The sequence below is a fragment of the Methylocystis rosea SV97 genome (genome assembly GCF_000372845.1).
GTDB classification, from domain to species: domain Bacteria; phylum Pseudomonadota; class Alphaproteobacteria; order Rhizobiales; family Beijerinckiaceae; genus Methylocystis; species Methylocystis rosea.
Window position 1 is genome coordinate 3,450,877 of record NZ_KB889963.1, and the last position, 18,208, is coordinate 3,469,084.

General features: G+C 58.0%; 16 protein-coding genes and 5 pseudogenes. 14 read left to right on the forward strand and 7 right to left on the reverse strand.

What is annotated here, in order from left to right:
• Positions 1-272 precede the first annotated feature (272 nt).
• The 8 genes and pseudogenes from A3OO_RS21940 to A3OO_RS24310 all read left to right on the forward strand — a co-directional run.
• Positions 273-731, forward strand: a complete 459-nt coding sequence (locus A3OO_RS21940) for a PRC-barrel domain-containing protein (protein WP_018409273.1) — start codon at positions 273-275, stop codon at positions 729-731.
• 704 nt (positions 732-1,435) lie between these two features.
• Positions 1,436-1,561, forward strand: a complete 126-nt coding sequence (locus A3OO_RS24600) for a hypothetical protein (protein ID WP_280642655.1) — start codon at positions 1,436-1,438, stop codon at positions 1,559-1,561.
• A gap of 527 nt (positions 1,562-2,088) precedes the next feature.
• A pseudogene (locus A3OO_RS21945) lies at positions 2,089-3,052 on the forward strand (bifunctional enoyl-CoA hydratase/phosphate acetyltransferase).
• A gap of 13 nt (positions 3,053-3,065) precedes the next feature.
• A pseudogene (locus A3OO_RS21950) lies at positions 3,066-3,460 on the forward strand (AI-2E family transporter); the annotation flags it as partial.
• 216 nt (positions 3,461-3,676) lie between these two features.
• Complete coding sequence (gene smbP / locus A3OO_RS0118150) at positions 3,677-4,015, forward strand: small metal-binding protein SmbP (protein WP_026223125.1); 339 nt, start codon at positions 3,677-3,679, stop codon at positions 4,013-4,015.
• A gap of 272 nt (positions 4,016-4,287) precedes the next feature.
• Positions 4,288-4,452, forward strand: coding sequence for a DUF3309 family protein (locus A3OO_RS23090; protein WP_018409280.1), 165 nt, complete (start codon positions 4,288-4,290; stop codon positions 4,450-4,452).
• 461 nt (positions 4,453-4,913) lie between these two features.
• Positions 4,914-7,454, forward strand: a pseudogene (locus tag A3OO_RS21955) (cation-translocating P-type ATPase); the annotation flags it as partial.
• Positions 7,455-7,916: 462 nt separating this feature from the next.
• Positions 7,917-8,219 (forward strand): annotated as a pseudogene (locus A3OO_RS24310) (OmpA family protein); the annotation flags it as partial.
• Between the two features lie 408 nt (positions 8,220-8,627).
• Here the strand turns inward: A3OO_RS24310 and A3OO_RS24700 are convergent.
• From A3OO_RS24700 to A3OO_RS0118185, 5 genes and pseudogenes are all read right to left on the reverse strand, one after another.
• A complete protein-coding gene (locus A3OO_RS24700; RefSeq protein ID WP_342446768.1) occupies positions 8,628-8,777 on the reverse strand; it encodes a hypothetical protein in 150 nt (49 codons plus the stop codon).
• A 39-nt stretch (positions 8,778-8,816) separates the two neighbouring features.
• Positions 8,817-9,130: pseudogene (locus A3OO_RS24705) on the reverse strand (SMC-Scp complex subunit ScpB); the annotation flags it as partial.
• Positions 9,131-9,194: 64 nt separating this feature from the next.
• Positions 9,195-9,362 carry a hypothetical protein gene (locus A3OO_RS24710; RefSeq protein ID WP_018409284.1) on the reverse strand — a complete coding sequence of 56 codons (168 nt, stop codon included), beginning with the start codon at positions 9,360-9,362 and terminating at the stop codon, positions 9,195-9,197.
• Between the two features lie 82 nt (positions 9,363-9,444).
• Complete coding sequence (locus tag A3OO_RS0118180) at positions 9,445-10,080, reverse strand: histidine kinase dimerization/phosphoacceptor domain -containing protein (RefSeq protein WP_083909783.1); 636 nt, start codon at positions 10,078-10,080, stop codon at positions 9,445-9,447.
• A 32-nt stretch (positions 10,081-10,112) separates the two neighbouring features.
• On the reverse strand, positions 10,113-10,592 hold the full coding sequence (locus A3OO_RS0118185) for a cupin domain-containing protein (protein ID WP_018409286.1): 480 nt from the start codon (positions 10,590-10,592) through the stop codon (positions 10,113-10,115).
• A 26-nt stretch (positions 10,593-10,618) separates the two neighbouring features.
• Between A3OO_RS0118185 and A3OO_RS24050 the strand changes: the two genes are divergently transcribed.
• The 4 genes from A3OO_RS24050 (at position 10,619) to A3OO_RS0118200 (ending at position 13,793) form a co-directional block, all read left to right on the forward strand.
• On the forward strand, positions 10,619-11,131 hold the full coding sequence (locus tag A3OO_RS24050; protein ID WP_198008838.1) for a hypothetical protein: 513 nt from the start codon (positions 10,619-10,621) through the stop codon (positions 11,129-11,131).
• A gap of 185 nt (positions 11,132-11,316) precedes the next feature.
• Positions 11,317-11,721, forward strand: a complete 405-nt coding sequence (locus A3OO_RS0118190; protein ID WP_018409287.1) for a DUF6481 family protein — start codon at positions 11,317-11,319, stop codon at positions 11,719-11,721.
• Positions 11,718-12,905 carry a hypothetical protein gene (locus tag A3OO_RS0118195; protein ID WP_018409288.1) on the forward strand — a complete coding sequence of 396 codons (1,188 nt, stop codon included), beginning with the start codon at positions 11,718-11,720 and terminating at the stop codon, positions 12,903-12,905. Before A3OO_RS0118190 ends, A3OO_RS0118195 begins: the two co-directional genes overlap by 4 nt.
• Before the next feature lie 111 nt (positions 12,906-13,016).
• Complete coding sequence (locus tag A3OO_RS0118200; RefSeq protein WP_018409289.1) at positions 13,017-13,793, forward strand: type IV secretory system conjugative DNA transfer family protein; 777 nt, start codon at positions 13,017-13,019, stop codon at positions 13,791-13,793.
• Positions 13,794-13,991: 198 nt separating this feature from the next.
• Here A3OO_RS0118200 and smbP (A3OO_RS21965) read toward each other — a convergent pair whose 3' ends face one another.
• The gene (smbP, locus tag A3OO_RS21965) at positions 13,992-14,345 is read right to left on the reverse strand and encodes a small metal-binding protein SmbP (RefSeq protein WP_156824863.1); all 354 of its coding nucleotides are present in this window, start codon (positions 14,343-14,345) and stop codon (positions 13,992-13,994) included.
• A gap of 406 nt (positions 14,346-14,751) precedes the next feature.
• Positions 14,752-16,103 (reverse strand): IS3 family transposase gene (locus tag A3OO_RS0118210; protein ID WP_425338967.1). Its coding sequence is split into 2 segments (ribosomal slippage): positions 14,752-15,767 and positions 15,767-16,103, totalling 1,353 coding nucleotides; the frame shifts between segments, so codons are not numbered across the junction.
• A gap of 359 nt (positions 16,104-16,462) precedes the next feature.
• On the opposite strand from A3OO_RS0118210, the gene A3OO_RS24315 reads away from it, so the two are divergent.
• Both A3OO_RS24315 and A3OO_RS0118225 read left to right on the forward strand, forming a co-directional pair.
• Positions 16,463-17,014, forward strand: coding sequence for a DUF3768 domain-containing protein (locus A3OO_RS24315; protein WP_245257190.1), 552 nt, complete (start codon positions 16,463-16,465; stop codon positions 17,012-17,014).
• On the forward strand, positions 17,011-17,565 hold the full coding sequence (locus A3OO_RS0118225; RefSeq protein WP_018409294.1) for a hypothetical protein: 555 nt from the start codon (positions 17,011-17,013) through the stop codon (positions 17,563-17,565). The genes A3OO_RS24315 and A3OO_RS0118225 overlap by 4 nt, the downstream gene beginning before the upstream one ends.
• The last annotated feature ends 643 nt before the right edge of the window (positions 17,566-18,208 follow it).

The following is an 18,208-nucleotide window of genomic DNA, read 5'->3' on the forward strand; positions in this document are numbered from 1 at the left end:
TCTATTCCGGGCACTGAAATCTGCGGCTCAATGTCGGCTTGATCTGCCCCTGAAAAGTTCTATCGCGCTGGGCGAAAGCATTGATTCCTCCCTGGCGCGCTCTAGCTTTTCAGCGTTAGTTCCGCGGTCGACCGCGTGGGGAGCGGGCCGGCTGGCGTTGGATGTTTTCGCAAGATCGCGGGGTAGCGTCACACTACGTGAAGACGTGCTGAAGAAGCGTATCTCCCTTGTCGTGTCTGGCGGTTTGCCTAAGAAATAAAGGAATCGACCAAATGAAAAACAATCTCATCGCAGTCATCGCTCTCTGCCTGCTCATCACGGCGAGTGTGGCGGAGGCGCAGCAGGCCCCCACTTCACAGCCACGTGCCACAACGACCCTCGCGCCACCGACTGAATTCCTGGCGACCGTACCGGCTGACAGCCTACCCGTCACCACCTGGTATAAGCAGAGCGTTTATGACACGACGAACACCAAGATCGGCGATGTAGCCGATGTGCTGGTGTCGCCAACCGACGGAAAAATCACGGCCGTGATCATCGGAGTCGGCGGCTTCCTTGGCATGGGCGAGAAGGATGTCGCGGTCGCGTTTAATGAGATCAAGTGGACCATGAGGGACAATAAGAACTATCCGACTATTAAAGCGACGAAGGAGGCGCTGCGCGTCGCGCGAAGCTTCAAATACGATCCCAAGACTTCGACCTGGATTCTGCTCAACGCGTCGATCAAGTGAACCGAGGGCCTGGTATGACCGGGACATGTGGTGGCTCCCAACAACTATGAGAGTCCGATGAACTGAGATCAGATCAAAGGAAGTTGGAAGCAGCTCAAGGGCAAAGCGCAGAAAGAATGGGGCAAGCTTGCCGATGATGATTTGAAAGCGCCGCTGCCTACACCGTTGCGATTATTCCCTGTCATAAGGGCACGATGAATGGCACAGCCACCGAAGCATCCGTCGGTTGAGCGTCACTTCCTGGCGTCGGCACACCACCAAGCCGCTGCGCATCATCACTCCGGGCCGCTTATCGAAGAGGCTCATGAACATAGCGAACTTGCCCATACGGCAACCGCCACGGACATTCTGTGCAGGTGACCAAACGGGATTGCCACGGCCGAGCCGAGCGTCGGAGTAGAAGAAGTAGGTGATGAACTCGATTTGAACGTGAATGGAAGCCGTTCGTCGGCAAGGTCAAGAAAAGCTCAACGTTGACAACCTTGCCGCCATTAACGGCAAGTCAGCGACCACCTCGAGGGCAAGATCCAAAAGCGCTACGGCCATGCAAAGGTCAGTTGAAGAAGAATGTCGACGATTGGCGCCGCAGCCTCAAATGGAACGCGGCCGATGTGCGTTGAACCATTCGCGTACAAGGCGCGCCCCGGTGACGGTCGCGCATCGCAGGAGTAGCGGTCGAAAAAACTCGATTGGAGAACGCAGCGATGAAACTCACAACACCAATTATCGTGGCGCTTGTCATTGCGGTGGCTGTGCTCGGATATCTTTATTATCAAAGGACGAGCGGCGACATCACAATCCAAATGCCCAAAGTCGAGATGAAGCGCTAGCGGCTTAGGGTCCAGCCCCATAATGCGCCTGGCTTGATGGGAGCGTTCACGGCTTCCGAAAGCAAGCGCCGATGATTCCCGATCGATTCTGGCTGACGGATGCGCAATTTTCTAAGATTGCGCCGCATCTTCCCACGGCACGCACGTCGAAATCAATCGTATAAACGATCAACAATGTAAGCACGCCAAACATGCAAAAAGGTCTGGCTCAAAGACGTCCGCACCGGCGAACTGCTGTTCTTCCAGGCTTTCGACTTCCGGGGCGATACGGACCAGTCCTAGAGACGGCCCCGCCCGCTTCATCGCCGACGGCATCGGCAGGGTGGCCCGGGGCCGATCGCCATCGATGCCGCGGCCGTGCGAGAGTCGCGCTCCGCTTCATGGAAACACGGCACGAATCAATGTTCTTGATTTTCGACTCCTTCCTGCGCCGAACTGACATCCGTTTCGGCGGGAAACGCGCTAATGTGCGGCGACAGATGACCACCAAACAGAACACGGACGATCGACCCATACGGCAGGACGCTTTGTTCGCGGCCCGCGCCGCCACGGCGGAGAGGCGCGTGTGCGACAAGTTCTTCGAATTGCTCATCAAGCGGGCCAATGCTCTGCCACCCATCCGGTAGGCGTCGTGCACCCTTGCGACGCGCTGTCGCTTGAAGGCGCGCTCGCGGCTCGCGATCGTGGCCTTCTCGTCCCTGTTCTGATCGGTCCGCGCACGAAGATCGAGGCCGCCGCGCGCGCCTCCAATCTCTCGATCGAGGGAGTCCAGGTCGTGGAGGCGCCTCACAGCCACGCTGCCGCCGATCAGGCGGTGGCGCTCGCGCGCCATCTGAAGCTTGCCGCCTTGATGAAGGGCGCGCTGCACACCGACGAGCTGATGAGCGCCGCCGTGCGGGAGGGGACTGGCCTGCGCACGGAGCGGCGCATCAGTCATGTCTTCGTGTTAGACGTGCCGACCTATTGCAAACCGCTGCTCATCACCGACGCAGCGATCAACATATCGCCCTGCCTCGATGACAAGCGCGACATTATTCGAAACGCTATCGATCTTGCGCACGCCATCGGAATTGCCCGACCCAAAGTCGCGATTCTCTCGGCCGTGGAGACGGTGGACGCGAAAATCCCCTCAACGATCGAGGCGGCGGCCCTGTGTAAGATGGCCGATCGCGGCCAAATTCGGCGCGGAACTCGACGGGGCCGCTGGCCTTCGACACCGCCATTTCGCCTCAGGCGGCTGCGGCCAAGAACATCGCGTCGCCCGTGGCGGGCGATGCCGACATTCTGGTCGCGCCCGATCTCGAAGCGGGCAATATTCTAGCGAAGCAGCTTGTCTTTCTCGCCGGCGCCGACACCGCGGGCCTCGTGCTCGGCGCCCGTGTCCCGATGATCCTGACGAGCCGCGCCGACGACACAGACGCCCGCGTCGCGTCCAGCGCGCTCGCGCATGTTTTTGCGCATTGGCGCGCCACCACCCCGAATATCCCGTAAGGATCCTACGCGCGGACTGATCTTTTGGTTCCTGGAGATCAACGCCCCGCTGTTATGGGCAGTATCGATGGCGTTTCTATCTCTCGTTCCAGCAATCGGCGCCGCATTGGTTTGGGGACCGGCCGCCATTTTTTTCTGGCGACTGGCGCAATGTGGCAGGGCGTCGTTCTGCTTGTTTACGGCGCGTTCGTAATAGGTCTGGCGGACAACGTCCTGCGCCCGATCCTGGTGGGCAAAGACACCAAGATGCCTAACTACGTGGTACTAATCTCCACGTTGGGCGGTATCGAAATGTTTGGGTTCAACGGCTTCGTCGTCGGGCCGGTGATCGCGGCGATGTTCATCGCCGCTTGGGATATATATTCCGCATCGAGGCAAGGAACGCCCGACGAATCGGTTGGTGGCTGATATGTGATCGTGCGCGTACCCCGCAAAATGCTTCGACCATCGCCGTTCTTGCCGAGACTGTCGAGGCACTCGCGGCCACGCCTTTGCGAAGCTTAAGATCTTCGGGAGATCGTGCGCCCCTTGACCCGAGTCAAGGTTTGCCAGGGAAGCCAAATTCGCACAAAATCGTCGCGCCTATTTCCTAGTCATTTGGGAAAGGCAGGGAGGAACATAGTCATGAACCGCAGAATTTTCGCTCTCTCTCTAAGTCTAGGCATGCTCGCCCTGTTCGTGCCGCGTCTCGCCTTTGCCGAGGATCACTTGGCCGAGGCCATCAGCAATACCAAACAAGCCATTGCCAGCGGGCAGCAAGGACGTTTTGACGTGCTCATCACTAGCGCCGAAGCCGCGCTCAAACATGCCAAGGCGGCTGAGAAGGCGAAATCCAATACGCGTACCGAGGAGGGCATTACGCATCTTGAGGCGGCGATCGCCGAGGGCAACAAGAAAAATTCCACCGCTGCTACACAACACGCCGAAGAGGCTTTGAAGTCTCTGGAAGCCGCCACGAAATAAGGGCGGATAAACGCGAGCGGCCCGGCGTTACATCCACGCTCGGGCCGTTGCAGGGCAGATGAACTCTCGTCGGTGACGCCGCTGTAACGCGTTCTCCAGACGCCGCCAAACCCGCACTTTCGGGTATTGATCAGTATATCGATGGCCGAGGATACCTGGAGAGACAAGACGAGAAACCTCCGGCGATAGCCCACAAGGCCGGCTGACATTGGCCTTGATGGCTGGGCGGTTCCCGGGGCAGTGACGATGATTCAGGATAAGGATATGCTAACATGTCAATTGGAACCATCATTCTCATCATCTTGGTAATCGCATTATTGGGCGGCTTTAGTGGAATCGGCGGCGGCCCTTTTTACGGGACTGGCTACTATGGGGGCGGTGGCCTCGGCCTTGTGGTTCTTGTTCTGTTGATTTTGCTTTTGCTCGGCAAGATTTGACCCAGCGAAGATCAGAAAGCCCCGCTTCGGCGGGGCTTTTTTCACAGCCTAGGGACGAGCTTCGATCCCTAGCGTTGATACCTGCGGCTCGATGTCGGCTTGCGGAAGTTAAATTCGGCGCCTGTGTCGGCGCGCAACAAATTCGTCGGCGGGAGCACTGGCCTAGAGGCGGTCACCGCACTAACGTTGAAGATGAGCCCGTCACTGGGGGCCAATCACTTGATCCGTCGTGAGCCGCCGAAGTCCCTGGCGCCACCGACAGTAAGCCCCCTCGGCAGACGATCGCAAGAACGGCGGCCGCGACTTGCCCTTGTGACTGCTACACCTCCGCCGGTCGCAACTTGGCGACGATCCTCGGGCTTGTGACGCCTTCTCGGCATTGCGATCATCGTCCCGTCACACGTCGGCTAACGCATGCCGAGTTTGAACAATGCGGGTTAGCGAACGCTCGGAGGGTTTTAGTGCCAGATGCTTCCTCAGCCCTCCACTCCACTCCCGGCCTCAGTGAAGCAGATGCGCAGGCCAGGCTGAAGAGCGAGGGGTACAACGAGCTGCCGCGGCCGCAACGGCGCACGCCGTTGCGAATCGTTCTCGAGGCCCTGCGCGAGCCGATGCTCGCGCTGCTCATCGGCGGCGGCGTGATCTACTTGTTGCTAGGGGATTTGAAGGAAGCATTAATTCTCCTCGTCTTCGCAACAATGTCGGTCGTGATCACGGCGGTGCAAGAGACCCGCACCGAGCGCGTCCTGGAAGCGCTACGCGATCTTACGAGTCCGCGCGCGCTGGTTATTCGTGACGGCGTACGTAAGAGAATCGCTGGGCGCGAAGTCGTGCGCGGCGATGTCGTCGTGCTCAGCGAAGGCGACCGGGTTCCCGCCGACGCGGCGCTCAGCGAATGCCAGGACCTCCAGATCGACGAGTCGCTGTTGACGGGAGAGTCAGCGCCTGTTCGCAAGATCTCTCGCGCCGATGCGCCTCTCGAAAGCCGCCGGCCCGGGGGCGATGACCTGCCATATGTGTTTTCCGGCTCGCTGGTGGTGCGCGGAACCGGAATAGGCGAAGTGATCGCGACCGGCGCACTTAGTGAAATCGGCAAAATTGGCCAATCGCTCAGCACGCTCGAAACGGAGCCGCCGCGTCTGCTGGCGCAGACACGGCGTCTTGTGGGGGTGTTTGCTCTCGCAGGAGGCGCCGTGAGCGTTTTGGCGGTGTTGCTCTACGGCGTGTTGCGCGGAGGATGGCTCGATGCGGTGCTCGCGGGCATCGCGCTCGGCATGTCGATGCTGCCCGAAGAGTTTCCCGTCGTGCTCACCGTATTCATGGCGATGGGAGCATGGCGGATTTCGCGGGCGCGCGTATTGACCCGTCGCGCCGCGGCCATCGAATCTCTGGGTTCGGCGACGGTCTTGTGCACTGATAAGACCGGCACCCTGACCGAGAACCAGATGTCGATTGCCGAACTACGCCTCAAGGGCGGCGAGGCATTACGAGCCGGCCAGATATCCCGCTCAATGCCTGCAAGCTTCGATCATCTGGTCCAGTTCGGAATTCTCGCCAGCGCGCCTGATCCATTCGATCCCATGGAAAAAGCGTTTCACGATTTCGGCCGGATCCATTTGCCCAAGACCGGAACTCTGCTTGGTCCAGATTGGAACCTTTTGCAGACCTACGGTCTTCGTTCCGATCTCCTTGCGATGTCACAGGTCTGGCAAAGCGACGCCACGCCGGAATTCGTTGTCGCGGCCAAAGGCGCGCCGGAAGCCATCGCTACCCTCTGCCGATTGAACGAGACGGAGTTTGCTGCAGTGAAGCGGTCCGTTGAGGGCATGGCTGCCGAGGGACAGCGCGTTCTGGGAGTGGCCAGCGCATCCTTCGCGCAGAAAGCATTGCCGGACTCGCAGCGAGACTTCACGTTCGAATTTTTGGGGCTCGTCGGACTCGCCGACCCGTTACGCTCGGCCGTTCCAGCCGCCGTGAGCGAGTGTCGGTCGGCAGGCATCAGGGTGATCATGATCACGGGCGACTACCCAGCGACGGCGAAGGCCATCGCGCGCCAGGCGGGTCTAAATGCCGACGAAGTCGTGACAGGACAGACACTCGAAAGCGAGAGCGAGCCACAGCTCGCGCAGCGCATGCGGACAGCGAACATATTTGCGCGAATCCTGCCTGATCAGAAGCTCCGAATTGTGAATGCGCTCAAAGCAAACGGCGAGATCGTCGCCATGACGGGAGACGGCGTGAATGACGCCCCCTCTCTCAAGGCCGCGCACATTGGCATCGCCATGGGCGGACGCGGAACGGACGTGGCGCGGGAGGCCTCCTCAATCGTGCTTCTCGATGACGATTTCGGTTCGATCGTCAAGGCGATCCGGCTTGGCCGCAGAATCTACGACAATCTGCGAAAGGCGACAGGTTTCATCTTCGCGGTGCATGTGCCCATCGCGGGATTGGCGATATTGCCGCTGTTGTTTGGCCTGCCGCTGCTATTTGGGCCGATGCACATCGCATTTCTGGAAATGGTGATCGATCCGGTCTGTTCGCTCGTCTTCGAAGCCGAGATCGAGGAAGACGATGTGATGCGCCGCCCGCCACGTCCTACCAACGAGCCGCTGTTCTCGGCTCCCGTGATCGCGTGGGGCCTCTTACAGGGAGCGTTCGCATTCGCGCTTGTCGCCGGCATTTTCCTCATCGCGCTGAAGCGGGGCATGCCAGAGACGGAAGTGCGCGCGTTAACTTTCTTCTCGTTGGTCCTCGCGATCGTCAGCCTAATCTTTGTCAACCGCACCTTCAGCGCATCGCTGCTAACAGCGCTCCGTCGACCAAACACGGCGCTTGCGTGGGTGCTCCTTGCCGTCGTGGCGATGCTGAGTCTGACGCTCCTTTCGCCCCCCATTAGCGATCTCTTCCGCTTCGGGCCCCTACACCTGGACGACCTGTCAGTCACGCTCGGCGCCGGCGTCTTTGTGTTGGTGCTGCTTGAAGCGCTCAAATACGTTTGGCGCGGCGCAGGACTTAACGGAGTTCGTTGGCTCCGTCGGGTATTCGTACAAAGTCGCGTGAACGCGAGGACCTCTGTCGGATGGACGGCAGCAGCGGCGATGGCGATTTCACTTGGCTGGCTTCTTATCGCTTATGCGCCAAAGCTCATCACGCAGCGAGAGACTGGGTCGGTTCGAGTAGAGAGGATTGAACCCCCGCCCGCGCAACAAGGCGCTCCCACTCCGTCCAAGGAAACGAAATCCGCCGTAGAGGAAGCCCAGCCAAGCGGCCGGGAACAAGAGACCAGCACGAGAACGGCGGCTGGCGGGCCTCCTAAATTTTTAAGCAGGAAGCTGCCCAGCGGTCTCATATTAAATGTTCCGAGCTCCGGCATGGAGGCAAATCTGCTCGCGTTTCTCGAGCGTGAAGCGAAGATAGAAGGAGTGACCTGGTTCGACTTCGACCGCCTCCAATTCGAGACGGGCAAAGCAAAACCGCAAGCCGCATTTCAGGATCAGTTAAAAAACATCGCAGACATCCTGGCGGCCTATCCGAACGTCATATCCGTGATTGGCGGTTATACGGACAGCGTCGGCGCCCGGAGCGCAAATAAGAGATTGTCAAAAGCGCGCGCAGACTCGGTGATGCGCGAGTTGACGAGAATGGGCGTGGACGCTTCACGCCTCAACACGAAAGGTTATGGCGAAAGCCATCCGGTCGCAACCAATGACACTGAGGAGGGACGGACAAAAAATCGACGAATCTCGCTAGGCGTAACTCGAAAGTAGCGAATGCTAAGAAAAGTGGTTTCAGCAAGTTTGAGGGCTATGGTGCAAATTCAAACGAACGGTCGCAAAACCGCGCTTGGGCGTTCGACGGGGGTCAAGCCGCAATGACCGTGTCCAAAATTTCTTGCGCGGTTTTGCCCGTCACTGGAAGCTTGTTCGATGCGAATTGACTTTTTTGATGCGATGCATGGGTACCATCAAATTAACAGCTGCGGGGCATGGTGAAGCTACACTTGTTTTCGGCTTGCATCATGCTGCGCGTCGCTCAACGACGGCCGCCGGACCGTGATGATCTTCCCGAACCCTCGAACCGGTAGGAGACGCGACCTTCCCAGAAGGATGTGTCATGCAGTAGCTGGCCACTTCTGGGAAAAATTGACGCCGTGGGCCACGCACTTGTTTCGCATCCTATGGCTCGTTCAAAGCCTCCACCGCTTCATCTGTCTCGTCGCCAAATTCTTCGTTCAGGCCGAGCACGCCATTAAGATCGCTTTCAGAGGAAGGACGCGTCAGCAGTCCGGCATTTTCAAGCTTTTCGATATCAGGCAGATCGCGCAAGCTCGCGAGTCCAAACATCTCCAGGAATTTTTTCGTCGTGACATAGGCGTACGGCGCCCCGGGCGTTGGCGCGCGCGGCCGGCGGCGATGAGGTCGAGCTCTTTTAGCTGACCGATGACGTCGCGGTTGATTTCTCTCCCCGCGAGCTGCGACAGTTCTGCGCGCGTTGCCGGCTGCAAATAGGCGATCGCCGTGACAGAGTGGAGTTCGGTCGGCGTAAGATCCGGCGGTCCAGCGGCGCGTGCGCCGTTGTTTAAGACGCGAAGCGTGTCTGCGTAACGCGCCTTGGTGCGCAGCTGATAGCCGGCGGCGACATGAACGAGTTCATAGGCCGCGCGCGCAAATCGTCGCAAATGTCAGAGATCAGTTCATCAAAATTGCAATCGCGCCCGACCAGTTTGGCCAGCGCCTCGCGCGTCACAGGGGACGGCGAGGCGAAGATCGCCGCTCGCCGCGTCCCATCCACTCGCACCAACGCATCGCCTGCGGCAGATCGGACAGATCGGCGTCGAACAGCAAATCCCCGTCGCGCCGCGTCGTGCGACGGTTTGCCGGCGGCGCGAAGTCGTGGCGATGCCTTGGCATGTCACAATCCGTAGAGACGCCTCGCCGTGCCGAACAACTTCGAACGTGAACACTGACAAATCTGCACTCGCGAACGGCCGTTTCATATCGAAAACGTCAACCGGACTTGCATGCCTTCTTGCATCGGTTCCAGGTGCAACTCACCGTTCATTTGACTGGCGATGTCTTTCAGGGCGTGGAAACCTCTCGGCTGCACGGACTTCGGGTCAAAAGCCGCGCCGTCGTTTGCAACGATCAATTCAAAGATATTGCCGAAGCTACGAAGGTTGGTCATTACATGGCCGCTCGAACCGTCCGGGAAGCCGTGTTTGATCGCATTCATCGCAGCTTCACAGAAGAATCGCCCTACGCCCGTCGCGAGCCGAGTATCGAGATACAAGTTTGGCTGGACTAACGTGGTAAAATTAACGGGACCGCCGAACGCCTTATTAAAACACTCCGACATGGACTGTAAATAAACGGCCATGTCGAGTGGGGAGGAGGAGCTGTCGAGCGATTGGTGCAGTGCGGCAACGCTCCACATTCGCGAGATGCACTGACTGCACGAAGAGGGCGTATGAGCGCTCCTTTCCTGCGATCTAAACCATGACAAAAACACTTGAAACTCGTTTCTCACGCGATGCTGTAACTCGTCGTAGCGGGCGTTGGCGAAAGTGAGTTCGCGCCGGAGATTTTCCAGCTCGGTTGTCAATTCGGCGTGATGCGTGTCATCCCCCATCAAAAAAAGTTCCTATCTTGCAGATCAATGGGTCACCCGTGTTTGTCGGGCGCATGTTTTGGCTGCACTGACCAGGACGCTGGCTCGTCGTCTTTGTCGGCTGCGGCCGCCGCCGCCGTCGCCTGCACCTTGTCGGGCGTGTGATGGGCGGGCGCATAGATAGCGTAGACCTGCATTGGCGTCGCGCCGATATTGGTGATGTTGTGCCAGGTCCCCGCCGGAACGAGGACGCACCAGCCATCTGAAACTTCCTTCTCGAAAGTCAGTTTGTCCTTCGCGGCTCCCATCTGTACTCGGCCGCTGCCAGCGTCGAGGCGCAGGAACTGATCGGTCTCCGGATGCGCTTCAAGGCCAATGTCTCCACCAGCGGGGATCGACATCAGCGTCACTTGCAGGTACCGCCCGCTCCAGGCGACTGAACGGTAATTGGTGTTTTCCTTGGTCGCGAGTTCAATGTCGAACGATTGCGGCTGTGGCCCAATGTCTTTGATCCTGTCAGCAGTGGTGTCCATGACTGATCTCCTTAAGATTGCGGGCGATGCACTGTCTCGCTCGGCAATTTGTTGCTCATCGCCATGACAATATCACGCCCTTTTCTGACAGCGGCAAGGTTAAGAAAATACCCGGTCAATACTGCATTCTGGGGCGTCATTGCTTCAGGATACCCGTCATCGCTCTCGCCCGACCATCCGGCATGCGGTGTGGCTCTATCTTCGGTTCACTGCTCGCGTGGATCCAAATCAAGGCTTTCGCCAGATTTCTGCGGCCGTTAAGGTCTCAGTTGTCAAAAGAAAACTCTTTGCGCCGTTCCATGTCGCGGGTGCCGCCATTTGAACCCGCTTTACATGCCAACTTCCCAATTGGCCAGCGCGCGGCAGATGACGGCACTCGAACGAAACTCATGCCTCCTACCTTTTCTAACGCGGCGCCTCTCAGTCTCGCTCTTTATCCTGCAATTCGAACGCCATTGTGGCGCCCCGCCGTTACATCCACTGCGGGCGTCTCTCTTATTGGCATGCGCATCGCTATTTTTTTGGTGCTGGCGCTATAACTATATGAAAGCTGACAAGGCGCCGACGCAGGCGATCGGACCCAATTCGTTTTTCATATGTGGTCCAGTAGGTTATTCGGGCATTGCCACGTTCAGTCGGGAGCTGCAAGTTGTTCAAGGGGCATAATGCCCTGAATGTCACACACACGCAGTGAAACAACCGAAGTCAAAGAGGACGCGAGTGAATGGCTATTTTTAAGAACGCCAATTTTGACGAGCGCAGAAGCACCGCCGAGGCCGCAAAAGAAGCTAAACTGCAAAAGTTCCGCGCTTTGACAGCCGAGTTCAACGAAAACGCGGCTGAGCGGCTGACGGCCCGCAAAGCGATCATTGCCGCGCGCGATGTGCGAGCCGGAGAACGTGAGGCCGCCCGGCGGGCCACAGAAGCCCGCGCAGCGGAGGACCAAGCCGCACGCGCCTTGGCTCTGAAAGCTGAACAGGAGGAACGCGATACAAGTGCTGTAGAACAGGCAGAGCGCGAAAATGCTAATGCGGCCCAACGCAAGGCGGCCAGGGAAATATTGCCCAAGATCAAGACCTACATTCTCGGCAATGCTGCCACCCGTCATCCATCGAGCTACGAGATATGATCTTCCGCGTCTTCCGTGACAATCACCGCAACGCACCGGCTACGGTGCGCCAGGAGGCGCACAAAAAGAACACGGCCCTGTATGAGCAGGCATGCAATATGCTGGCGGCATCGAGCTTGCCGAGCGCCGAGGCCTTCGCTGAGCGCCTGGTCGCGGGCGCTCCCAAACATATCCAGCGTATGCTCGCGGAGATCGCCACGCAGCTGTACCGGGCCGAAGGATTTGACACCACCTCGATACCCGCTCCCCCTCAGATTCCTGAGAGCATCGAAGCGGCACGATACCGCGACCGTCTCGCGGAGTACATCAACAAGCTCGCCGATCCGGATACCTTCACTCGCTTCGAACATGCGGTCGCGCGATCGTTCCAAATAATCGTCGACGAGTTGCCAAGGATAGAGGAAGGCGCATTCACCGTCTCGCTCCTCGACATGCTACCGGATGCGGGAAAGCCCATCGAACAGATCGCCGAAACTCTCTACCCGGTATCCGCGACCTTCCGCGAGCAGTACGATCAGAACCGCTGCGCCGCGTCGCGTCTCCCTTTCACCAAGGAGAGTCGTGTCTCGCTGAAGCTCATACAGCCGTCCGCATACAATGGCACGCCCCGCGAGATCGTTGACACCTTTCTTAAGGGTACGCCCTTGGTGGCGCTCTCATTGGCGCGACTCCCCTTCGGCACTCCCGAGGCGCAGCGCGGCGAGCATTGGCATCTCTTGGGGGGCAGCGGTCACGGCAAGACGCAAACCCTCAGTCACATCATCATGAGCGACTTGCAAAAGCCTGACCCGCCGGCGCTCATCATCATCGACAGCCAGAACCAGCTGCTACGGCAGATCCAACGTCTCTCCCTTTTCGATCCGGACACGCCCAGTTCACTTGCCGATCGCCTCATCATCATAGACCCGGAAGATGACACGCCCCCGGCGCTCAATATGTTCGCGGTTAATAACACGCGGTCGAGCGGCTATTCGCGTGCGGAACGCGAGATCGTCGAGGGTGATGTCCTCCAGCTCTTCAATTACGTTTTCGCGTCGCTTGCGGCCGAACTCTCGACTCAAATGGGTACCGCCTTCGCGTATGTATCGCGTCTCATGCTTTCCATGCAGCCTGCGGCGACGATCCACACCCTGCTCGACTTTCTGGAAGAAGACGTGAAGCGTGCGGAGCAGAGCAAATTTTAGAGCCACATCGCCGCGCTCGATCCCACGGCGCGCGGCTTCTTCGAGAAGCAGTTTTACAAAAATCCTTCTTTCGCACAGACGCGCAACTCGCTGGCGCGACGCCTCTATGACGTGGTGCGCGTGCCCGCCTTCGAACGCATGTTCGCTTCGCGGCAGAACAAGTTGTCAAAGTTTGAGGCGATCCAGCGCAAGAGCGTCGTCTGCGTTAATACAAGCGATGCGATGTTAAAGGATGCATCCCCTATCTTCGGACGCTACATGATCGCCTCGACCATGGCCGCTGTCTTCGAGCGCGTCGCCGTGCCCGAGCGTGAATGGAACCAAACCTATCTCATCATCGACGAAGCAGCGTCCTATTTCGATGAAAGCCTCGAAAAATTGTTGCGGCAGGCGAGAAAATACAATCTAGGCGTTCTCTTTGCGCATCAGCTCATGGACGACCTGAAGGGCGCGATGCGGGCGCATGTCGCTTCGAACACGAGCATAAAAATGTGTGGCGGTATCAGCCACGCGGACGCCCGGCAATTGGCGAATGATTTCCAGAGCACCCCGGAATTTCTGTTTTCACAAAAGAAGGACAACCGGAGTGGAAGGGACTCGCAATCGTCGAACTGGGCCTGCTACGTTCGCAACATCACGCCCCATGCGGTGTCGATCACTGTCCCGTTCTTTGCCTTACGCGATGCACCCAAGATGAGCGAGGCAAGCTACCAGAAATTGCTTCAGCGCAACCGGGCGCGGTACGCGGCCGATCCGGAGCCAGAAAATCCCGACCCCCTGCCCTCCACGGACGAAAAGACCGAAAAGCCACCTGCGCCGCCGAAAACTCCATCAGAAGTACCGCCTCAGTCCCAGCCGAAACGGCCGCGCCGCGATCCAGACGCATGAGCGTCCGTTGCGCATTTCTGAGGATTTGGTACACTTACCGCACATTCGGGATTTTCCCGCGGCCCCGCCAGAAATGGCGGGGAATGTTGAATGCATCTTCGCATTCAAACACCCGTTCGAGGTAGCAAGCGCGGCAGGAGGCTGACCAGCCTCCATTATTGCCGGCTCTGAAGACTGGTGCAGAGGCAGAGGCCTGGCCTAATCTTTTTCTGCTGCCTGCAATTCCTGTCGAGCAATCACGGCATGGGTTACACCTTTTGAGAGTCGGCCGGCGTGTCCGGTTCCCCTCGCAAGGCTCATCGCCTTTTTTAGTTCGTTGATGGCGGCTACTTTGTGATGGTTGAACTTTTCCTTGTTCGCCGCTTCTGCGTGCTCGAGAGCGCTTTGGAGGTGGTCTGCGAATGACGACGCCATCCCCTTCCTACCTTCGGTAATGCCCTCTTCGAGTTCCTTAGTAGCTTCGGAGATATGCGAACTTTGTGCAAGAGATAAGCCCGGCACCATCATAAGGCCGAGACTAATGAGACCAGCCATAAGGTTGCGATTGAGCATTTCACATCTCCCTTGTTTTTATTCAATAGCTGGCCCCTGGCCCAAAACGCGAGGCAACCAGTCGTAGCTTCATTGATCTACTTTTCGATGTCCCATTTGAACAGGCTCGCGGACCGCTGCAATTGACGCATTATCCGGCTTCATTGCATAAGCGCAGAAGCCGAGACGTTTCTGAAAAACTCAAAAGATGATGCAAATATCAATGTTGCTCCTCATGCCTCCCCAGTTGCGGGGCCGTGGGCAAAAACGTCGTGATCGGCTGTTATGCTAATTAGCCGACATTCACCGGATACCGGCGGTCTTGAGCCAGAGATTGCCGCCTTCGACGGCTGTGTCCGTCGTCGAATGATTTGAGACAGGCTAGGCTGCAATTTAGTGGAGGATGCGGCTCACCTGACGATTGAGTTTAAGCGGCGGTCATTTGATGTTGCAAGCGTCGATTCTCGATTGTGATGCGTTTGATCCTTTCTCTTTCGCGCAGGATTTTTGCGCCGCGTCCGCAGTAGACGTCGGCGGGCGCGAGATTGTTCAGGCTCTCGTGATAGCGGCGATGATTGTAGTGATCGACGAAGGCGCCGATCTTCGCCTTCAGGTCGCCCGGCAGATAATAGTTTTCGAGCAGGATGCGGTTCTTGAGCGTTTGATGCCAGCGCTCGATCTTGCCTTGGGTCTGTGGATGCAACGGCGCGCCGCGAATGTGCTCGATTTTATGATCGTTGAGCCATGTCGCCAGATCGCCCGAGATATAGGACGAGCCGTTGTCCGAGAGCAGACGCGGCCGATGAACGACATGGGCCTGATCCAGGCCGGATGCTTGGAGCGCCATATTCAGCGTCTCGGTCACGTCCTCAGCCTTCATCGTCGTGCACAGCTTCCAGGCGACGATGTAGCGTGAGAAGTCGTCGAGAATGGTGCTGAGATAAAACCAGCCCCAGCCGATCACCTTCAGATAGGTGAAGTCCGTTTGCCAGAGCTGGTTGGGCGCGGTGGTCTTGTCCTTAAACTCATCCGCCGCCTTGACGACGATGAAGGCCGGGCTCGTGATCAGATCATGCGCTTTGAGTAGGCGATAGACTGAAGCTTCTGACACAAAATAGTTTTTCGTATCGACGAAGCGCGCGGCGAGTTCCCGCGGCGACAGTTCCGGCTCATCGAGCGCCAGTTGAACGATCTCGTCGCGAGTCTCATCGGGGATGCGGTTCCAGATGCGCGACGGTCGGGACGGCTTGTCGGCCAAAGCTTCCAATCCGCCGGACCGATAGAGATCGCACCAGCGGTAAAATGTCGGACGTGCGACGCCGATCTTCTCCAGCGTCTTCCTTGCCGGCAGATGCGACTGCTCAACAAGGCGGATGATCTCCAGCTTTTCGGAGGGGGGATATCTCATTCCTCGTCTCCCCCATCCGCGATCATGCTTTTTTTAAGCAGTCGCAATTCGAGCGCCTGCTCGGCGACGACTTCTTTCAGCTCCTTGGCCTGCCGTCGCAGATCCTTGACCTCGCCGGTCGTCGCCGCCCGCTCCGTGTCGCCGGCAAGACGCCGTTTGCCGGCTTCGAGGAACTCTTTCGACCAGGAATAATACAGGCTCTCGGCGATGCCTTCGCGTCGGCACAACTCGGCGATGCTGTGCTCGCCGCGCAGGCCATCGAGAACGATGCGGATTTTCTCCTCGGCCGAATAATGCCGGCGAGTCGCGCGGCGAATATCTCTCACAAGCCGTTCAGACGAAGGTTTCGGGCTATCGGATTTCTGGCTCATCTTCACTCCCTGACGGTTACGATGAGACCCCCGATTTTCATCGACTATGCATATGCAGCCATTACGCTCCTTTCTCTTGTCACCCTGCGGAACCGCGTTATAAACGTGATTGGATTCGTGGTGGGCGCGTCCTTCCTTTATACGTTTTTGGAGATGAAAGAAGTTTGGTACTCTGTGTGGTGTATGACGGCCGCCGTGTTCAGCGTACTTTTCTACTTTTCAATTAGCGGCCCCGAACATCATCGCGCGTAGCCGTTTATTTGCCCGCTCGACCGCCCTCTATCCAAGAGTAAATTACAGAAGGCTTCTCCCTGCGCTTCGACGCGCGACTCCCGCGCGTCGATTGTGGGGAGGAGCCCATGTCGCACACTTACAATGATGCGCGCACATGCATCCGGGAATTGAACGACGCTTTCCGTAAGAACTTCGATCCGCAACTCGGACAAGTCGTGCTGACGGCCGGCGTCAATTCCCTACCCAGCGATGTGAAGGCGTCGGCGGTTCGCAAGACCGCTACGTTCGAAGCATTCACGCAGAGCGAGCATGACTTCGGCAGCTTCGAACTCGCCGGGCGCACGTTCTTTTGGAAGATCGATTACTACGACCCGAACCTCGAATTCGGCTCGGAAGACCCGGCCGATCCGACAAAGACGACACGCGTGCTGCCCTCATGCTCGCACAGGAATACTGACCGGTCTCCCCTTCCGAGCGGAGTCGCGAGACTCGGGTTAGGAGCTATTCACCCACCCGGCGGGTGCGCGCGGCCTTTTTCAAACTGCCACAAGCGTCCTTGCACTCTATACTCGCTAATTGATTCCACGGCGGCACAATCCGCTGCGAGAATGCCACCACTACGGATGTCGGCGCTTGTCTCACGCGATTCACCTACCGCCCTCTACAGGAGCTCATGATGGCAAAAGTAAAACAACCGGTTATCGAAATGGACTTCGTCTCCACCTTCTCCGAGCTCTCGGAGGGTACTGAGAAAGAGGGCGGGACAGACGCAGCAACCGCCGAGGCAAGCGAGGCTGCTCGCAAGCATGATGAGTATGTCGGCAGGTATACCGAGTTGGCGTCCCGCGCCCAGTCACTATCGGATGAAATAGCCGTAGAGCGATACAGCGAAAGCCGCTTCGACGAGAGCCGACGCAATCTCGACTGGAGCGTGGCCACTGACCGGCGCGATCACTTCAAACTGGTGATGCCTCCCGCAGCAGCGCTTATGTTCTTGGACGCCGCTCGCCCCGACCTCGTTGAAGTCGTCGAGACTGGCGGCGTTACCGTGAAAGGGGGTCGCACCTCCCTCCGTCTCGAAAAGCCCAGAGACATCGATAAAGCCATTGAACTCATAAAGAAGCTTAGCGAGCCGAAGCCTGAGAAAGGTGGCGGCAAAAAGAAAAAGGCGAGCGCAAAGAAAGAAGCGAAGGCAGCGAAACCGAAAAAGCTCGTTAAGAAGCGCTGACTATTACGCGTGCTTTCGACGAGGAATAGCGCCCGGCCGAGAGTCTGTATTCAATCCGCCAACCGGCTCTCTCTCTCCGCTCCCCAGTGACCCACACATCTCATCGTCCACTGATGCATATTGCTCGATAATCACGATCAAGACGGCATGTCCTATATCCAACATGCCTCCTCGCAGACGGTCGCTGGATTCGCCCTTCCAGATGTTTGGAGAGGTACATCCGAAGCACCAAAATGAGGTCTGCGGCGTGCTTTGACGCGCCCAGGTCAATCGCCATGCGAATGTCCGCGACAATCATCTTTCTCACACTGATGGGCCCACGCTTGAGATTAAAGAGGTAGCTCGATAGCAGCGATCGATGTTTCGCTGTGAGCACGGCCCCCGTGAAGAGTTCGTTTGTTTCGAGCGCCGCGAACGCTGCGCATTCTTCGAGGGTAATCATAGGAAGGACTCCGCCTCGGCCACCCACGGCGGCCAAGCTGTTGTTGTTTCGTTTGATGCTGGCCTCGCGCTGCTCGGTTGTGCTGCGCCGCAAAGAAGAGCTGCGTGCGAGCCAAGCGGAGAGCCGTCGAGGAATGATTCTTTCTACCGAGACATTGTGAACCCGCTGTGGCGTCGCTCGCACAATGCATGAAAAAAATTT